Annotated in this window: 14 protein-coding genes and 1 tRNA gene; 7 read left to right on the forward strand and 8 right to left on the reverse strand. The window is 59.5% G+C overall.

The annotated features are described in order from the left end of the window. The first annotated feature begins 43 nt into the window (after positions 1-43). Both ACIX9_RS08200 and ACIX9_RS08205 read left to right on the forward strand, forming a co-directional pair. Entirely contained in the window at positions 44-2,209 is a 2,166-nt protein-coding gene (locus ACIX9_RS08200; RefSeq protein ID WP_232298821.1) for a DUF1800 domain-containing protein, read from the forward strand. Between the two features lie 202 nt (positions 2,210-2,411). Beyond that, positions 2,412-3,755 (forward strand): DUF1501 domain-containing protein, encoded by a 1,344-nt coding sequence (locus ACIX9_RS08205; protein WP_013580015.1) that lies wholly within the window; start codon positions 2,412-2,414, stop codon positions 3,753-3,755. A 228-nt stretch (positions 3,756-3,983) separates the two neighbouring features. On the opposite strand, the gene ACIX9_RS08210 is transcribed toward ACIX9_RS08205, so the two are convergent. From ACIX9_RS08210 to ACIX9_RS08240, 7 genes are all read right to left on the reverse strand, one after another. Continuing rightward, positions 3,984-4,376: an EamA family transporter gene (locus ACIX9_RS08210; protein WP_013580016.1), complete on the reverse strand. Its 393-nt coding sequence runs from the start codon at positions 4,374-4,376 to the stop codon at positions 3,984-3,986. After that, the gene (locus ACIX9_RS08215; protein WP_013580017.1) at positions 4,376-4,792 is read right to left on the reverse strand and encodes a transporter; all 417 of its coding nucleotides are present in this window, start codon (positions 4,790-4,792) and stop codon (positions 4,376-4,378) included. The genes ACIX9_RS08210 and ACIX9_RS08215 overlap by 1 nt, the downstream gene beginning before the upstream one ends. Positions 4,793-5,001: 209 nt before the next feature. Next, complete coding sequence (gene hpnJ, locus ACIX9_RS08220; protein WP_232298822.1) at positions 5,002-6,513, reverse strand: hopanoid biosynthesis associated radical SAM protein HpnJ; 1,512 nt, start codon at positions 6,511-6,513, stop codon at positions 5,002-5,004. 85 nt (positions 6,514-6,598) lie between these two features. Next, the gene (locus ACIX9_RS08225; protein ID WP_013580019.1) at positions 6,599-8,005 is read right to left on the reverse strand and encodes a TolC family protein; all 1,407 of its coding nucleotides are present in this window, start codon (positions 8,003-8,005) and stop codon (positions 6,599-6,601) included. Beyond that, positions 8,002-9,249, reverse strand: a complete 1,248-nt coding sequence (locus ACIX9_RS08230; RefSeq protein ID WP_013580020.1) for an efflux RND transporter periplasmic adaptor subunit — start codon at positions 9,247-9,249, stop codon at positions 8,002-8,004. The genes ACIX9_RS08225 and ACIX9_RS08230 overlap by 4 nt, the downstream gene beginning before the upstream one ends. 52 nt (positions 9,250-9,301) lie before the next feature. Then, positions 9,302-11,122 (reverse strand): single-stranded-DNA-specific exonuclease RecJ, encoded by a 1,821-nt coding sequence (gene recJ / locus ACIX9_RS08235; protein ID WP_013580021.1) that lies wholly within the window; start codon positions 11,120-11,122, stop codon positions 9,302-9,304. Position 11,123: 1 nt separating this feature from the next. Further along, complete coding sequence (locus ACIX9_RS08240; protein WP_013580022.1) at positions 11,124-11,600, reverse strand: hypothetical protein; 477 nt, start codon at positions 11,598-11,600, stop codon at positions 11,124-11,126. Between the two features lie 83 nt (positions 11,601-11,683). Between ACIX9_RS08240 and ACIX9_RS27345 the strand changes: the two genes are divergently transcribed. The 4 genes from ACIX9_RS27345 (at position 11,684) to ACIX9_RS25685 (ending at position 13,377) form a co-directional block, all read left to right on the forward strand. Further along, the gene (locus tag ACIX9_RS27345; RefSeq protein ID WP_013580023.1) at positions 11,684-11,962 is read left to right on the forward strand and encodes a DUF507 family protein; all 279 of its coding nucleotides are present in this window, start codon (positions 11,684-11,686) and stop codon (positions 11,960-11,962) included. Continuing rightward, positions 11,959-12,234: a DUF507 family protein gene (locus ACIX9_RS27350; RefSeq protein ID WP_013580024.1), complete on the forward strand. Its 276-nt coding sequence runs from the start codon at positions 11,959-11,961 to the stop codon at positions 12,232-12,234. Before ACIX9_RS27345 ends, ACIX9_RS27350 begins: the two co-directional genes overlap by 4 nt. 447 nt (positions 12,235-12,681) lie before the next feature. After that, positions 12,682-12,758, forward strand: a tRNA-Glu gene (locus ACIX9_RS08255). Positions 12,759-13,227: 469 nt separating this feature from the next. Then, positions 13,228-13,377 (forward strand): cupin domain-containing protein, encoded by a 150-nt coding sequence (locus ACIX9_RS25685; protein WP_198152180.1) that lies wholly within the window; start codon positions 13,228-13,230, stop codon positions 13,375-13,377. 136 nt (positions 13,378-13,513) lie between these two features. On the opposite strand, the gene ACIX9_RS08260 is transcribed toward ACIX9_RS25685, so the two are convergent. Then, positions 13,514-17,002, reverse strand: a complete 3,489-nt coding sequence (locus ACIX9_RS08260; RefSeq protein WP_013580025.1) for a TonB-dependent receptor — start codon at positions 17,000-17,002, stop codon at positions 13,514-13,516. 274 nt (positions 17,003-17,276) lie between these two features. Here ACIX9_RS08260 and ACIX9_RS08265 point away from each other — a divergent pair, with 274 nt between their 5' ends. Then, positions 17,277-18,512 (forward strand): hypothetical protein, encoded by a 1,236-nt coding sequence (locus tag ACIX9_RS08265; RefSeq protein WP_013580026.1) that lies wholly within the window; start codon positions 17,277-17,279, stop codon positions 18,510-18,512. Positions 18,513-18,690 lie beyond the last annotated feature (178 nt).

Below are 18,690 nucleotides of genomic sequence, written 5' to 3' on the forward strand. Positions count from 1 at the left end.
ATTGGTGTGCGCGGGGGAAGCCGGGGTCTGGCGGAGGATACGCATGATCGATGGTCGGCGGAGTTTGAGGATCGGTGCGATGGGTTTGGGCTCGGCGATGCTGCTGGGGGGATGCAGTGGGAGCGGCAATAGTGGGTCGACTGGTGGTGGGCCGGTCTTATCGCCGACGGTTGCGGTGACGGGCGGGGCGAGTACTCGGCTGGGCGGGACGACGCAGTTCGCGGCTACGGTGGCGAATACGAACAATTTGTCGGTGACCTGGCAGGTCAATGGGACGACGGGTGGGTCGAGCGCGAATGGAATGATCACGTCGACGGGGACTTATACGGCTCCGGCGACGCTGCCGAGTCCGAATACGGTGACGATCAGTGCGGTGAGTGCGGCTTCGGCTTCCGCGGTTGGGACTTTGAGTGAGGCTGTGTGGAATCCGGTGCCGGTGGTGACGGCGGCGGCGGCTACGCAGACGGGGACCGCTTCTACGGTGATGATCGATGTGAAGGGTACATCGTTTGTGAGTGGGGCGCAGATCCAGGTGGGTGGAGCTTCTGTGACGACTACGGCGGTGTCCAGCACGGAGCTGCAGGCGAGTGTGGCGGCTACGACAGCGGCGAGTTTGGCTGTGGACGTCTGGAATCCCGATCCGGGGGCGGCGGCTTCTACCGTATCCCAAGTGGCGATCTCAGTGGTGAAGGTGCCGGTGGCGGCTGCGTCTCGGCTGCTGGATCAGGCTACGTTTGGGCCGACGCTGGCGGATATCCAGCATGTGCAGACGGTGGGGCTGGATGGGTATCTGACGGAGCAGTTTGCGACTCCGGCGACGGTGCTGGCGGATGTACCAAATCCGCAGCCGGCGACCTGCACGAACGTTCCGGCAAACTGTGCGCAGAGCGAGTGGTGGCAGGCGGCGTTGACGGGGCAGGATCAGTTGCGGGAGCGTGTGGCGTTCGCGCTGGCGGAGATGTTTGTGATCTCTTCCAACTCCGTGAATGGGTACACGATCACGCCGTATCAAAACCTGCTGACGAAGGATGCGTTTGGGAACTTCTCGACCGTGATGAAGGATGTCACTCTTTCGACCGGGATGGGCGCGTACCTGAACATGCTGAACAGCTATAAGCCGGGCAATGGGCAGATTGCGAATGAGAACTACTCGCGCGAGAACATGCAGTTGTTCACGATCGGGATCAACGAACTGAATGAGGATGGGACGGCGACACTGGATGGCTCCGGCAACATGATTCCGGCGTATACGCAGGCGCAGGTGCAGGCGTTTGCGCGGGCTTATACGGGATGGACGTATGCGACTGCAACGGGTGGCTCGCCGACAAAGTATCCGAATGGGACGGCGAACTTCGATATGCCGATGGCGGCGGTGGAGAGCGCGCATGACGTGACGGCGAAGGTGCTGCTGAATGGGACGACTCTGCCTGCGAACCAGACGGCCGAGCAGGACCTGGATGGAGCGTTGGCGAATCTATTTGCACATAAGAACGTCGGTCCGTTTGTGTGCAAGCAGTTGATTCAGCATCTGGTGGCAAGCAATCCGAGCGGGGCTTATGTGAAGCGGGTCGCGACGGTGTTCGCGGATAACGGGAGCGGGGTTCGCGGGGATTTGAAGGCTGTGGTTTATGCGATTTTGATGGACCCGGAGGCTCGTGCAGGGGATACGAATACGGCTGCCGAGGGCGGGCATCTGAGGGAGCCGGTGCTCTATCTGGCGAATGTGATGCGTGGGCTGGGGTACTCGAACACGGACCCGAATGGGTACTATGCGACGCTGAGCAACTACTCGGGGAACCTGAGCGAGAAGCCGTATGCGGCGGGGAGTGTGTTCAACTTCTTTCCGCCGAGCTATGTGATTCCGGGGACGACGGTGAATGCGCCGGAGTTCTCTTTGGAGAATACGGCGAGCGCGGTGTTGAGGCTGACGCTGGCGAACAGCCTGGTCTACAACGGGATCAGCGGCTTCACGGTGGATCTGAGCGCGACGAGTGCGCTGGGGATCATGGCTTCGAAGACGGGGAATGCGGCGACCGATAGCGGCAATCTTGTAGACGCTCTGGGGACGATCTTCATGCATGGGCAGATGCCGACCAATATGCGGACGGCGATTGTGAACCATGTGATGACGTTGACGAATATTCCGCAGCGGGTAAGAGTGGCGACTTATCTGGTGATTACCAGTTCGGGGTACAAGGTGATGCATTAGGGCAGTGGTGGGGCAGTGTAAAGGCAGTATGGAGCAGTGGTGAGGCAGCAAGAGCAAGGACAGGCAACGGCGAGGACAGGCAACGGCAAGGACCAATACAGAGGTTCTGAGCTTCGCTCAGAATGACGGGCTTTCGGGGTAACGACGGGCTTTAGGGTAACGACGAGTTTCAAGGTAACGGCGGGGTTTCAGGGAGAGTGTTATGGCTACGAATCGGCGGAGTTTTATCAAGTACGCATCACTGGCGGCGGCGGGAAATGCGGCGGGGTTGAGGCCTTTTGGGATGCTGAACTCGCTGGCGCAGAGTGCGACCGACTATAAGGCGCTGGTTTGCGTGTTTCTATACGGCGGGAATGACGCGAATAATCTGCTGATTCCGAACGATACGAAGGGCTATGCGAACTATGCGACGGTGCGTGGGCCGCTGGCTCTGGCGCAGTCGGGGCTGCTTCCGCTGGGATCGAATGGTTTGTATGCGCTGAATCCGAATCTGCCGGATATCCAGACGCTGTTCAACTCCAACAATGCGGCGCTGGTGACGAACGTGGGGACGCTGATTCAGCCGACGACTCGGGCGGAGTATCTGGCGGCTGGTGCTACTGTGCCGACGAATCTTTTTTCGCATACTGATCAGCAGTTGGAGTGGCAGAATGCGGCGCAGTCCGGGGCTACACCTTCCGGGTGGGCGGGGCGGATCGCGGATACGATCTCGACGCAGTACAACCCGAATGGGAAGATTCCGATGATTACGTCCGTCGCGGGGGATACGCTGTTCTGCAATGGGGCGAATAGTACGCCGGTGTCGGTGAGCCCGGGGAACCTGGGTGGTGCGAGCTGCTCCGAGGGGACGACGGAGTGTGCGGCGCAGCAGATGACGGCGCAGCAGCTGGTGAGTTTCAGCTCTGGGTTGAGCTTGGTGCAGGCGGATAACTCGATTACGTCAAACGCTTATACCTATGCGAAGACGCTGTCCGATGCGGTGCAGTCCGTGAATGCGCTGAAGACGGTGTTTCCGGCGAACAATGGACTGGCGGCCCAGTTGAAGCAGATTGCACAGATCATCCAGGTGCAGGCTTCGCTGGGGGTCTCGAGGCAGATCTTCTTTGCGGGTGTGGGGAACTTCGATACGCACTCGGATCAGATCACGCTGCAGGGGAACCTGCTGGCGCAGATCAGTCCGGCGCTGGCTGCGTTCTATGCGGCTACGCAGGAGCTGAATGTGGCTAATAATGTGACGACGTTTACGATGTCGGACTTCAGCCGGACGTTCCAGCCGAACTCGAATACGGGGTCCGATCATGCGTGGGGAGCGCACCATATGGTGCTGGGTGGGGCGGTGAAGGGCGGCAAGATGTATGGGACTTTCCCGACGCTTGCGCTTGCGGGGCCGGATGATTCGGGGTCGAATGGGCGATGGGTTCCGACTACGGCTAGTGTGCAGTATGCGGCTACGCTGGCTAGCTGGTTTGGGGTTAGTAATGCTCAGATGAGCTCGATCTTTCCGAATATTGGGTCGTTCTCTACGGCTAATTTGGGGTTTGTTTAGGGAGAGCTGAATAGTTTTGCAAAAGGCAAGAACGTCGTTTGCTTCCGCAAACGAGGCCCAACCTAATCGCGGTAAGGCTGCGATGAGGATGGGGCACACGTTGTCCAGGAGAGGTGTAGAACCCATGTCTCAGAATCGAGACATGGGGCACCCGGTTGTTGCCGGGGCTGGGCAAGACAACTGCAGGTTCCTTCGCTTCGCTGCGGAATGACAAAAAAACGAATATCGTTAGCGGGCGAGGAGGTAGACGCCTACGGCTACGAAGAGGACGGCGAGCCAGCGGCGGCGGTCTACGTCTTCCTTAAGGAAGAGGCGGGCGGCTATGGCGTTGCCTACGTAGTTGAAGCTGGCTATGCCGGGGGCGGCTAGCGAGAGATCGACCTTGGAGAGGGTGTAAAGCATGGCGAAGAAGTTGAGCGCCATGCAGAATGCGCCGGCGAGGAAGGTGGGGTTGGCGAGGACCTTGCGTGCGGCTCCGGGGATGCCGGAGTGGGCGCGGATGAGGTCGAGGTCGCCGATGTTGCGCATGGCTGCTGCGATGAGGACCTCGCCGGCAATGGCGAGGGCTGCGACGAAGGCGATGCAGGTCCAGGTGATGAGGGGTGAGGTGGCGTGGTGCACTAGAGGGCGACCCCGGGGGCGGTGGCGAGGTCGGTGCGGGCGGGGCGGTTGGCGACGAAACCTACGGCAGAGGTGAGGAGAAGGATGCCGACCCAGCGTGAGAGCGAAAGATGCTCGTGCAGGATGAAGCGGCTAATGAGGGCGATGACGACGTTGCCGAAGGCGGTGGCGGGCATGACGAAGGTGAGGTCGGCCCAGGAGAGGGCGGTCATGTACGAGGCGAAGAAGCCGATGAGGAGGAAGATTCCGGCGATGACGTTGAGGTTCGCGAGGGCGTGGAAGAGGAGTGGGAGATGGTGGAGATCAACCTGGCCGATTTGGGCCATGCCTCTTGAGAGTAGGGCGTCACCGAAGGAGGCGGTGAGGACGACCGCGAGGAGGGTGAGGTATTGCTGGGATGTGAGTCTGTGGGTCATGGAATTTGGAGGCAACGGCAAGTACAAATACGGGGGTCCTTCCCCTTGCAGGGTCAGGATGACGGCGTAAAACAAACAACAGCAAAGGCAACTACGGAGATTCTCCGCTTCGCGCAGAATGACATTTGCGTTGATGAAAAGGTTTAGGTGAAAGTAAACGGCCAGCACGTTGGATGCGTGCTGGCCGTTTGGTGGTGCAGGGAGCCAGCTTATGCGTTCATGCTGACTGATTCCTGGGCCTTGAGTGCGTTCTCTTCCTTCATCTTGCGCGAGGCCTTGTTGCGCTGCGAACGAAGCTTCATGAAGGACTTGGCTTCGACGTAGAGACGGGGCACGTCGCGGTTGACGATGGCCTTCCATACGACGCGGAAGGCTGCCTTGGGGCGGAAGTAGTATTCGTCGTAGAACTTGTGGACCATCTCCATGACGTACTCGACGGGGAGGCCGGGGTACTCGATGTGTGCCATCTGGTGGCCGGCATCGTCGTCCATCTTGTGATTGGTGATGAAGCCGTTCTTTTCGGCGAACTCATAGAACTCCGTGCCCGGATAAGCGTGGGCGATGGAGACCTGGATGGTCTCGCAGTCGAGGGATTTGGCGAAGTCGATGGTGTTGCGAATGGACTGCTTGGTCTCACCGGGGAGGCCGAGGATGAAGTCGGCGTGGATGATGAGGCCGAGGTCGTGGCAGTCCTTGACGAACTCGCGTGCGCGCTCGACGGTGGCACCCTTTTTGATGTTCTTGAGGATCTGAGGGTCGCCGGACTCGAAGCCTACGATAAGGAGGCGGCAGCCGGCTTCCTTCATGGCCTTGAGGGTCTCGCGATGGGTGGTGACGCGCGAGGTGCAGGACCAGGTGATGTTGAGCGGCTTGAGCTTGGCGCAGAGCTCAATGGTGCGCTCTTTCTGGATATTGAAGGTGTCGTCGTCGAAGAAGAACTCTTTGACGTGGGGGAAGAGCTTCTTGGCGTTGGCCATTTCAGCGGCTACGTCGTCCGTGGAGCGCTTGCGCCAGGCGTGGCCGGAGAGGGTCTGGGGCCAGAGGCAGAAGGTGCATTGGGCCGGGCAGCCGCGGGTGCTGTAGAGCGAGACGTAGGGGTGGAGCAGGAACGGGACGTTGTACTTGGTGACGTCCATGTCGCGGGCGTAGATCTCGGTGGCCCAGGGCATGTCGGGCTTATCGAGCTTTTCTACCTGCGGGCGGTCCGGGTTATCGAAGAAGCCGCCTTCCGGATTGCGGTAGGTGAGGCCGAGGATTTCATTGATCGGCTTGTGGTTGGCGAACTCGACTACGGTAAAGTCGAACTCGCGGCGGCAGACGAAGTCGATGGCGGAGCACTCGTTCAGTGCGCGGTAGGGGTCCGTGGTGACGGGTGGGCCTACGAAGGCGATCTTGATGGTGGGGTTCGCCTTCTTGATGGCCTGAGCGAGGGCGTGATCGCCGGCCCAGCCTACCGTTGAGGTGAACAGGACGAGGAACTCGTAGCTCTTGGCGATCTCAATGGTCTCGTCGGCGCTGACGTGGTGCGGCGGAGCGTCGAGGAGGCGGGAACCTTCGAGGAGGCCTGCGGGATAGGCGAGCCAGACGGGGTACCAGTAGGACTCGATCTCACGAACGGCGGGCCAACGTGAGCTGGCGCCTCCGTCAAAGTTCTCAAAGGACGGCGGATTGAGGAGCAGGGTCTTCAGAGGCTTGTTCATCGGTTTGTTCAATCTTACCATTCAGTAACATTTTAGGCGGCGGGATTGCCGGGCATGCGGTTATCCGGGCAGATACTCGCCCGCGGAAGGAATGCGACGAAACTGTCTACGGATTGGGCTGTAGAGGAGACGAAGGGGCAGGGCTTGTGGTGAGCGAGGACCGGCGGAGCCATTGTTCCAGTCGTCCGGTCTGACGCATAAGCGAGATTTCAGCCTGGTGAAGCTGGAAGGATGTATCGATGACCCCGAGATACTTCTCCCGCTCCGAGATGCGCGAGTTCTGCTCGTCCTTGGGGGTCATCTGTGGGGCTGCGCCCGGGGTGGTGGAGTTGAGTTGAAGCTGCAGGACATCAAGCTGTTGCTGGGCAAGCTGCTGCTCAAGGCTGGCGACTTCGGCTCGATCCTGAAGCTCCAAGATGGTGTGGTTGAGCTTGGTCTGGGCGTCGAGGACGGTGATCTGGGCGTTTTCGGCTTCGTGCAGGGAGTGCCGCGCATCGGCTGCGCTCTCACGAGCTTTGTCTTTTCTGTAGCGGTCGAAAAGGGGAAGGGTTATCTGAACGCCGATGACTTCCTCATTGGCGTTGATGGCATTCTTATTGTTGCTTTGCAGTTGTTGAAACGAGTTGGTGAAGGTGGCGTAGCGGTTGTACTCGACGATGAGGGAGAACTGGGGTCGGTAGAGGAAGCGAGCATCGCCAAAAGCCTGCTGCTGCTTGGCGCGGGCGGTGAAGAAAGCCGCGGCAACGCCTGCGTTGGGAGCTCCACCGGGGAGCGAGTTGGAATCCGTGGGCAAGGGAGTGGTGGGGAAGCCGCCCTCTGCGGTGACGGTGGTCACGGGTACGCCCATGATGCGCTGGAGATGGGTGCGATCATTCTCCGTATCGTCCTGGGCGCGGTGCAGGGCGAGGCGGAACTGGGCGCCGGTGAGCCTGGCCTGGGTCAGGTCGATGGCGGTGTCCTTGCCTGCGTCGACGCGGGCAAGGACGATGCTGACGAGCTTCATGGAGTACTCGGCCTGCTGGCGGAGGACGGCTTCACGCTGCTGATCGTGATCGAGTGCGACGAAGGTCAGCGCGGCGTCTTCCGCGACGGCCTCACGAACATCCTGGAGAGCGAGATTGGACGCCTCCAGCCCGGAATGAGCGGAGCGAATGTAGGAGAACTGCGCTGCGTTATAGACGAGCGACTGCGCGCTGAAGGTGAAGAGCGTGGGAGGATTGGGGCTGTAGCCGTAGGACTCGCCCAAGCCTGCGCCGGCGTTGAGGGATGGCACGTAGATATCATGCGTGGCCGCGAGCGCGGCTGCGGCCTTGGCGGAATCGGACTCGGCTGCCTTGACGCGGGGGTTATTCGTCAAGGCGAGATCGACGGCCGTGGAGAGGGAGAGCTGAGCTTCAGCCTGATGGAAGGCGGGGACCGAAAGACCGGCGATGAGAAGGCAGGTCAAACGGGCCGGGCTGGTTGGCTTCGTTCCCGGGCGGTTGCGCTGTGAGAGTGTGCGGGTCGCCCTCATTTGACCTGAATCACCTGAAGGCCATCGACCAGTTCCTGGCTACTCATGACAGGGCCGAGTACGACCGTTTCATTCTTGTCGAGCCCGCTGGTGATCTGAACACGCGTCAGATTGACGGCACCGACTTTGACGGGCGTCTGAGTGAGATGGCCGTTGACGATGCGATAGACGTAGTTGTTGGCACCTTCTGTGTGGAGGGCTTCCCGGGGGATGCTGAGGGCGTCGGGAAGCTCAGAGACGGTCACGGTGACGGTCACGTTGACGTTCGGGAGCAGGTCGCCCTTGGCGTCGTCCACGGTGATGATGGCCTCACCCACGCTGCGGGTGCCGTAGCTGCTGACGGTAGTGGGAGCACGCAGGATGTGACCGTGCCAGGCGACGTTGGGCCGTGCATCCCAGACGATCTTGACGGGCTGTCCCTGGGCAAGCTGGCCGATGACGGGCTCGTCAAAGTAAGCGCGAACCTGAAGCTTGGTAAGGTCGGCTACGTCGAGGAGATCGTCCGCGCCGGAGGGTACAAAGTCGTAAGCGGAGAAGGGAATGGAGTAGACGGTGCCGTCGATGGGCGAGCGGATGTCTACGGCGGCGACTCCTGCCTGGGCTGCGGTGAGATTGTTCTTTGCATCGTTGAGACGGGCTGCGGCACCACGCTGATCGCCTGAGTCAAATCGGCTGGCTGTGTGGGACTGGGCATTGGCGAGGGCGGTGTTGGCGGTCTGGAGGCGCTGCTGGGCGCGAAGGACCTCGCCGGCGGAGGCTGCGCCCTGCTGCTGCAGCTTCTGCTCCGTGGCGAGATCGTTCTGGGCGTTGCGCTGCTCAGTCTGAGCTGCGGCTATGTCCTGGTTAAAGTGGGTGCGCTCTTCCAGGGTGCCGCCGGAGCCGATGACCTGCTGGTTAAGCTGGGCACCGGAGAGGGTGGACTGGGCACTGGCGAGGCGGGCGATGGCATCGGCGTCGTTCATGCGCATGAGGAGGGTGCCGGCCTTGATGTGCTGGTTGACCTCAACGTAGATCTTCTGGATGACGCCGGGGCCGGGTGCGTGGGCCTGGTACTCATGGATGGGCTCGACCTTGCCGGTGGTGGGAACGGTGCTGATCAGCGGCTGGAGAGAGGCGGTGGTGACGCGCACCGGAATCTTCTCGCGGGTGAGGGCGCGGATGCCAAAGATGATCAGGATGGCTCCGACGAGGCCACCGATCCAAAGAAGAATAGTCGTGGAACGAGTTTGCCCTGAGTTAGCCATTGTCTAGAGAGGTCAGTATATAAGAGTTGCCGAAGGTGCCAGACGACGCGACTTATTTGTATGTGGGTGAATTGAGTGGGGACTGGGCTGGAGCGAGGTCGATGAGCTCGAGTTCAACACCGCCATACTGGGGGTGCTTGTTCTCTCGGAGACGGAAGACGGCGTCTATGGCGGAGCCGGGGCGGAGATCGAATGCGGCGCAGCGGGTGGGCCAGTCAGGGGTGCTGGAACGGCTCCAGCCCATGGCACTGAGGGAATTGCCTGTAGCCGAGACGAGCGGGATGCAGATGTGGCGCTCCTTGATGATGCGGATGGGAGCGGAGAGGATGAGGTTGCGGGTGAGGAAGACAGGTTCCGGGGCGGCGTTGCCGAAGGGGGCGCAGCGGTCAATCCATTGGCAGAGATCGGGCGTGAGATCGGCTTGCATCAACTCTAGATCACAGACGATCTCCGGGATGAGCATCTCCTGAATTAACAGGGATGTGGAGTGGAGCTTGATTCGATCGCGGAGGAGGGGGAGCCGGGTGGTGGGGAGGGAGAAGCCTACAGCGTGGGCGTGGCCTCCGAAGCGGGTGAAGAGGGTGGCGTCTATGTCGTGTATGGCGGTGAGGGCGTCGAGGAGGTGGAAGCCGGCGATGGAACGGCCGGAGCCGTGGGCGTCGCCATCGGACTCGGTCATGACGAGGGCAGGGCGACCGGTGCGGTCGACGACGCGGGAGGCGAGGATGCCGAGGACGCCGCGGTGCCACTCGGGATGGCTGAGGACGATGACCTCCGGGGCGTAGAGGCCTTCGGGGCTGGTCATGGTGAGGAGCTGCATCTCTATGGCTTCGAGGGCGGCGGCTTCTGTGGCTCGGCGGTCCTGGTTGAGGTCGTCTAACTTCTGCGCGAGTTCTCGGGCGATGTGGGAGTCGCGGGTGAGGAAGAGCTCGACTACGTCGCTGGCTACGTCCATGCGGCCGGCGGCGTTAATTCTTGGTGCCAGGCGGAAGCCTACTTCTGTGGCGGTGGGGGGGCGGTCGAGGGGGAGCTTGGCGACTTGCATGAGGGCTCGGAGGCCGGGCTGGATGGGGTTGGCGAGCTCGCGGAGGCCGAGCCAGGCGATGGCGCGATTCTCGCCGGTGAGCGAGACCGAGTCCGCGATGGTGGCGATGGCGACCAGCTTGAGGAAGGATGGGATGATGGTCTGCTTCAGGCGGAGTTGCTGGTCTGGGGTTTGGGCGGCGTTCTGCAGGAGGGCTTGCGCGAGCTTGAAGGCTACTGCTGCTCCGCAGAGATTTTTGTTGAGGTAGGGGCACCCGGGTTGGGCGGGGTTGATGACGGCGAGGGCGTCGGGGATGCCGGCGGCTCCGTCAGGGAGGTGGTGGTCGGTGACGATGAGGTCCAGGCCGAGGGCGCGGGCTTCGGCGGCGGCGGCGAAGGCTCGGATGCCGGTGTCGACCGAGATGACCAGGGTGATGCCGGAGTTGGCGGCGAGGCCGAGGACGTTGGTCTGCATGCCGTAGCCTTCGCGGATGCGGTGAGGGACGTGATAGGTGACTTGTGCGGGCTTGCCGGGTGCGGCGGTACGTTCTATCGCGGTTTTGAGGAGGACGGTGGCTACTGTGCCGTCTACGTCGTAGTCGCCGTAGATGAGGATCTTTTCGCCCTGGCGGACGGCTTGTTCTATGCGGGCTACGGCGGCGGTCATGCCGAGGAGCGTCAGGGGGTCGAGGAGATCGTCCAGGGACGGGTCCAGGAATGGTTTTGGGTCGGTGATGCCTCTGCTGGCCAGGAGTGATGCGATTGGCTCGGGGCAGTCGAGTTGGGAGCGTAAAGCGGCTGTTGCGGCTGAGACGGGGGGCGTCACGACCCAGCGTTTTGGTGCGGGCAAGTTAGTCTTCCTGGTCGTCTACGACCATGCCGCCTAGGTCGGTGGCGGCTTCCATGAGGTCCTGGAAACGGTCGTACCACTCGGTGCTGGTCTCAAAGAGGAACATGACGCCCTGGTGGGCGAAGCCGAGCTGGAGGTAGCCGGTTTTGCCTACGTGCTTGATGAGGGCCTCGGCGTCGTCGAGGTCTGCCTCTTCATCTTCACCGCGGGACTTGGAGATGGGGAAGATGTGCTCCTTGAGCTGCTCAAGGAGGATGGCGACGTCTGACTTTTCGAGGGTGACCTCGCTCATGGTCACGAAGGGGGAGCCGGCTGCCTTGGCGTGCTCGACGAAGTCCTTCCAGCCGTCTGGATTTTCTTCTTCGAAGAGTACGGTGGGGACTTCTTCTGTGATGTATCCGGGGAGCCGCCGCATGCCGTGACCGGCGATGAAGGCGACCATATCATCTTTGAGGGAAACGAGGTTATCAAGTGGCATCGTGTCTGATTGTCTCAGATTGTGGGGGTTTGGGTGCAAAGGGTTTACCTCTTTTTGGAGTGCTATACTTTGGGTCTAAGCCCATGATTTTTTCCAAGGACTATGTCGGTTACCTGGCTCGCCAGACGGTGAAACATCTCGTCTCCGAGAAGATGATTCATTCTGATAAGGTTGGCGTTCTCAATGAGCGCGTGACGAACAGCATGATTGAAGAGCTTGCGCTCGAAGACCGCATCAATGATGAGGTTCGGGTGATCCTCGAAGCTTTTCAGGAGGACATGCGGAAGACTGGCGCAAGTTATCCGGAGATGTTCAAGAAGGTCAAGAACGAACTGGCCCGCAAGTACAAGGCGGTGCTATGAGAATTACGGCCGATAAACTGAACAAGCTGGCGCATACGGTTGCCGACTCACTGGCTGGGATTCCGGAGTGCGACTTCCTGGAGGATCGGAATACGATCCGGCAGGAGGCTCGGAAGATCCTGACGAAGCTGCTGGCGGATGAGATGAAGCTGGACGCCGGGGCGCGGTTGAAGATTGCGTCGCAGCGGAAGATCATCGTCGAAGGCTCGCAGGAGTGGGACATTCTTTACCGGAAGTACTATAACGACGAGGTCAAGAAGCTCGGAATCTAGTACCCCCCCTCCCCATGAAAGCATGTAAAGTCTTCATGGGAAAGGACTTAGGTCTGGACATCCGATTTCGATGGCCGTAAAGTCTTGATTTCATTAAGAATGCCCCGCAAAGCATTCATTTAGAAGACTTTATAGGACTCACGACTATGGTTCGTCCTGAGCTTTTCCTAATACCTCTATTTTACCAAGTTGGCGGGGGTGAATACGCCATTTATTTTTCGTCGCTAAGTGTTGTATCTAATGGACTTGCGCGATTTTTTCGAGTTTCAGGGGCTTGACACGTGATTTTGCTGGTGTATTTTGGAAAAATAATTGCAAGTCGTTGTATTTGAACGATTTATTGGATCGTCTTTTGTGGGGTTGGCAGGTTGGGCGAGGTTTGTTATACTTGAGAAGTTGCAGTGGTTGAGGCTTTGGTTTCCTACTGGGACATCGCAAGACCAATATGGCGTTATGGTGTAACTGGTTAACACGTCGCCCTCTCAAGGCGAAGAGTTCGAGTTCGAGCCTCGATAACGCTACCAAAATCAATGACTTACGGCGACCCTTGAGGTCGCCTTTGTCGTCTAGCCCGACAGGCAATGATATTGCGATCACCGCATTCTGATTGTGGTCGTGGTGCCGCTGCAGCGGCATTGTAGCATGTTCCATCGTCAGGCTGCATACAGAGCAGCTATAGAGTTATCCACCCGCTCATCGTCACCGTCTTACTCCCCTTGAGGTAAGCGATGGCCAATGACAAACCTTTATCAGTCATTGGAAGCCACCGGATCTCCAACAACACGAGTCCACCTTTGACGCTGCCGCACTGTCCAAGCTGAAGCCACCCGCCTGGCAGCCGATGAGGGTGAAGAGGCTTCACCAGATCTGCCCAAAGATTTGCCTCCGCATACGTGAGTTCGGCTGGGATGGGACAGTTAAGCTAAATCTGCAGTTTTTACGCTAGAACACGCTCGGAGCGTCCCAACTTCATACCTGAAACGGATGTCGTGAGTGTCGCCAGTATGGGTGCGGTTCGCTGCAGGCTACTGGCATGAACTCATCAATGAGTCCGGTGCTGACGCCTACTTCATGCCGATTCAGGATGCGGGCATGCATTCCTACTTGAGGACGCTCGACATCCCGTTCTATCGCCACGACTAGTTCACCTGTGTGATTCTTCAAGCTGTGGGGTTTCGTGGCCCACAGTTTTGAACCCCTTCGGCGTTTGTTCCTGAAGCAAGTGAGCGGCTCACTTATACGTGAGTCGCTCACTTGCTCTGGACGATTGCTATGCAGTTTAGAAGTACAGACGGGACGAGAGTTGCAGCGTGCGGTTGGGTTGTGTGCTGGTGATCTTGCCGAAGCCGGATGAGGTTGCGAAGGTGGGCGCAGTTCCCACCTCTGTTACGGAGAGAGATCCGCTAGGTGCGCCGAAGTTGGTGTGATTGATGACGTTGAAGGCGTCGACGCGGAACTGAAAGCCAAGTCTCTTGTAGAGCTTGAAATCCTTTGAGATCGAGGCGTCGAAATCAACTTCACCTGGCGCACGATTCGAGTCGCGGCCTACGTTGCCGAAGCCGGTGGCGACGATCTGGGTGCGAACCCCGTTGATCGTGTTGTAGACCGGTCCGGAGGCGGTGAGAGGGAAGTTCGGGTCGGTTGCGGAATCGAAGTATTGCAACGCAGCGCCATTGGCAACAGGGTTAGCTAGTTTCAGCAGTTGCGGATTGCCATTTGGACGCTGCGACGCTCCGGGAATTTCGTTGCTTTGAGTGATGTTGATGGGAAGGCCGGTATGGCCGAAAAAGACAGGTGAGATATGGAAGTTACGCAGCCACCACGGACCCGGCGTCGTGTAGATCACACCGATGTTCAAGATATGCTTCACGTCGATATTGCTTACGGTGAAGTCCTTGATGCGGGCACCATTGTCCACGGGGTATTGAGAGTTGGCCGTGCCGTTTGGCGCGGAGAAGTTGTAGATGCTGCTCGCATCATCTTCCGCTTTAGCGTAGCTGTAGTTGGAGATCACGGCGAGGCGCTTGTTGAATTCGCGGTGAACGGTGATCTGGAGTGCGTTGTAGTTAGAGCCGCCGATGTTATTGGTGGTGCTGAAGGATTTGAACTGCGGGAACTGCAGTGAATTCTGCGTTGCAAGACTGGTGTTGGCCAGGGTTACGGCCGGGACCGCTGCGAGCGGAACCTGATTCTCGCCAGCCACGTACGGCAGGTGAAGTCCATGGTTGCCAACGTAGTTGACCTCCAGGGTCAGAGCGAGCGGAAGCTGGCGCTGGAATCCCAGGTTCCATTGCTGGACCAGTGACATGTGCTGCTGGTTGTTGAAGGAGATTGCGACCGTGTAAGGATTCGCGGCGGAGGCGTTTGCGAGTGCGAGCCCGGGGTTTGAGAGGTTAGCCGGCGCTGCGAGCGGAAGCCCCTGCGAGAGCGAGAAGGGCTGAGCGACTGCGGTTCCAAGGTTGTTGTAGCTGATGGTATTGTCGAAACCCGGATAAGCAAGCTGGCCACCCAGGTTCTGGAAGATTGTGCTGTAAAAGGTTCCAAAGGCGGCGCGAATGACGGTCTTTGAATCAAGGCTATAGGCGAGGCCGATGCGTGGGGAGAGATCTGCCTTCGGTGTGCCGATGTTGAGAGAACGGGAGGCGTTCTGGCCAGCTACGAGCAGGGTTCCCGTCGCGGGATCGATGCGGCTATAGATATTGTTGGCGATCACGAGCGGAGACTCGTACTCATAGCGGATACCGAGGTTGAGCGTGAGCCTGGTGGTTACGCGCCAGTCATCCTGGAAGAAGAGTCCGTAGTTATAGTTGCGACGGCCGGTCTCCGGTTGAGGCTGCTCATAGCTTCCTGTCTTGATTTTGCCGAGCAGGAAGTCCGCGATGCCGGTGTTGGCGTTGCCGGATGCGCCGTGATTGGTGATGGAACCGTCAAACGCAATGGAGCCTTCCGGGCTCGAAGCGGGATTGTAGGAGTTGAACTCGTTCTTCCGGAGCGAGCCGCCGATCCGGAACGTGTGAGGTCCGAACGTCTTGGTGACCGTGCCGAAGGGGGTGAAGGTGTTGGTGATGTTGATCTGGTTGGTGTTGGTGTCTGCGCCGATGTTGCTGATGCCGGGATTGGTGAGTTCCGGGGTCTGATCGAGTGGCAGGGAAGCAATGCCGAGCAGCGAAGCCGCTCCAAGGCCGGTTCCTGGAGGGTTGCGCAGAACCACATTACGGAAGAAGCCCATGTTGAGGTCCATCACCAGGGTGGGGGTGAAGGTGCGGGTGTAGTCGACCGAGGGCAGCCAGGCGTTGTTACAGGTGCAGTCCCAGGTGGTGTTCAGCAGCTTGCTGTTGTAGGTGACCTGCTGGGGTTGCTGGGTCGTGTAGCGATAGACGTTGAAGCTGAGACGGTCCTTCGGGGTAACGGCCTCATCGACGCGGACAACGATCTTGTTGGTGTGCTGGGTGAGGTTCTGGAGGGAAGTCCAGTTGCTGGTGTAGCGATTGTTGGCTGGGTCATACGTGCCGATGGTGTTTGGCAGTGGAAGCAGAGCGAGAATCTTGGCGGCCGCTGGATCGATTCCGGTGACCTGACCGTTGGTGAAGGGCAGGGAGGCAGTGCCGTTGGGCTGATAGATAGTCTGCGGGGTGCGCTTGTTGCCGTTGGCGTCCGTCGTGGCGAGTGCGTTGGAGAGATTGCCGGTGCGCTGTGCTGCGGTGGGGACGGTGGCCGTTACCAGCGTTGAGCTGGGCTGAATCGTGCGGTCAAAGTTGACGAAGAAGAAGGTTTTATCGCGACCGTTATAAAGATGCGGGATACGGACAGGACCACCGAAAGAGCCGCCGGCCTGGAAGAAGCGATCTCGGCTGCGGGGGGTTATCGCGCCGGTCGTGGCATTGATGGTCTCTTTGTGGAAGTAGGTGTTGGCGTCAAACGCCTCGTTCTTGGCAAGGAAGTAGAGATTGCCATGATAGGTGTTGGTGCCGGAGATGGTGTTGACGGAGATGACGGCGCCAGAGGTGCGACCGTACTCGGCCGGAGCGTTGGTGGTAATGGCGCGGAAGGAGTCAACCCCATCCGAAGAAGGCAGGGAGAGCGGCGATCCGGTGGAGGCGATGATGGTGGAGACACCGTTGAGCAGAACCTCAGTATTCAGCGTCCGGCTTCCGTTGATGGAGAGCTGTGAGGTGTTGGGGGTGTCGCCCGCGCCGCCGTGGGCCACGCCGGGGATAAAGGCGAGGAGATTTTCGACGGCTCGGCCCTGAAGAGGAATGTTCTGGACTTCAGCGGGAGAGATCAGCGTGGAGATGTCAGAGGTGCTGCGATCCAGTTCCTGTCCCTTGGACTGAACGGTGACGGTCTCGGTGGTCTGGCCGAGCTCAAGGTTGACATTGACTGAGGTGACCTGGGCCACGGTGGCGATGAGGTTCTCCGTGACCGACTGCTTGAGCCCCGGGGCGCTGACCGTGATGCGATAGGGTCCTGGGATGACCTGGGGCGCGACGAAGGTTCCCGACGAGTCACTCTGGCCGGAGAAGACTGTGACGCCGGTGTCCTGGTTGACGATGAGGATCGTCGCGCTGGGAACGAGCGCTCCTGAGGGATCGAGCACCTGGCCGCGGATGGTGGCATTGGTGTTCTGCGCATAGGCCGATCCCCCATTTGAAAAAGAACCTGGCAGGGTCGAGCATGCTGCGAGGGCGAGGGCGGTTCCTGCGAGTGATGCCCTCATCACCCGCTTGGCTGGGTGAAACGGACGGCGGACGACTTGATCTACTTTCACGGGTGCTGCCTCCAAAGAGTGTGGCGCTCGAGCCGGAAGGGCTGGACGGATCTCTCTGGTCTTGAATTCTGGCCTTCGAATCGGTCGCGTCTTACGAGCCTGCCAACACTCGACGCTGAGGGTGCTTATTAGCAAGTGACTTACGGTTTGTTCTGGGGCGTCGCGGAAAGCTATTTGCTTTCAGCAGTTTAGCAGCGGCCTCTCACTTGTGACAAACGTCCCTTGCTCGCGCCGTTCCTTATCAGTATCATCGCGAACGACTCAGAAGAGTGTGATGAAGACGATCTTAGAGGCCTGGAGCCCGGAAACACAGCATGACCGTAGAGCAATCATCCTTGAGCTGGATTGCATCCTGGCGAGCCCTCATTTCTCAAACAGCAAGCGCTATCCAGCGCTGCTGCGCTATATCGTCGAACGGGCGCTGGAGGGCAGGGCTCATCTGCTCAAGGAGCGCACCCTCGGCATCGAGGTCTTCCAGCGGTCGGTTGACTATGACACCAACGCCGATACCGTCGTCCGCTATACGGCAGGTGAGGTTCGCAAACGGCTTTCACTCTATTACCATCAGCATGATTCCACTCACGGGATCCACATCTCGCTTCCGGTTGGAAGTTATGTTCCTGAGTTCCTCAAAGAGCACGAGCCGGAGACTGACCCAGGTCGAACCGGTTTGCTCCTCATCGATGAGCAAAATTCGCCGGCTGTGGCCACGGTCGCGACGGTGCAATCAGACGTCGTTACAATCTCGCCGTCTCACGGCTCGCCACGGATGCTTTGGCTGATCGTGATCTTCGTGCTGCTCGCCTCACTGGGCGTTGCATCTCTCTGGAAGTTCGGGCCCGTCTCGTCCAATGCTGTCGATCAGTTCTGGGGGCCAGTCCGGCAGGAGCCGAGCACTGCGCTGCTCTGTGTCGGCGGGAATGTCTTTGACGGAAATCACTTCTCCGGCACGATGACCGCAGGCAAAGACATTCAGTATCCCTTTGTGTCGATGCAACTGGCCTCCGCGATTGCACGGGTTGGCGGTCTGCTGGAACGGCTCAATACCAGGTACCAGATTCAAGCCTCCGCGCCTACGCCGCTGGGTGATCTCAGGGAACGTCCGGTGATTCTGCTGGGCGGCTACAACAACCCCTGGACGATGCGACTGGTGGAGACACTTCGCTTCCAGCTTCCGCCAGAGCCGTTTGAAGGGATTGTCGATCGTGATCATCCCGGCCGCCAGTGGACCCGCGATAAGTCCCAGCCGTACGCGAGCACCGACGACTATGCGCTCATTGCACGATTCCGCGATGCCCGAACGGGAAATGTCGTCTTCTTACTCGCGGGACTTGGCAGAAACGGAACGGAGGGCGCTGCCCAGTTCGCCACGAGTCCGCTCTATATGGAGCAGGTGAGCAAGCGAATCGGCAAGAAACTCAGCAGCGGTAATCTTGAGATGGTGATCAAGGTCAATGTTATCGACGGTAAGACCGGGGCGCCGTCCATTGAAGACCTGTGGGTGTGGTAAGGACTTTTGCCGATCCGGGTCCGGAGTCGACTGAGCCTTCCGGTGCTGTGCCTTAACTTAAGGGACGCTATGCCGGAGATAAGCTGTTCCAGCGGCCGGTGCGATCGCTCCAGGAGCGGAGGCGCGCATCGCCCACGCAGCTCCTACGAACGGAAGCGACCATCAAAGTTTTCAATGT

The organism is Granulicella tundricola MP5ACTX9 (assembly GCF_000178975.2).
GTDB classification, from domain to species: Bacteria; Acidobacteriota; Terriglobia; order Terriglobales; family Acidobacteriaceae; genus Edaphobacter; species Edaphobacter tundricola.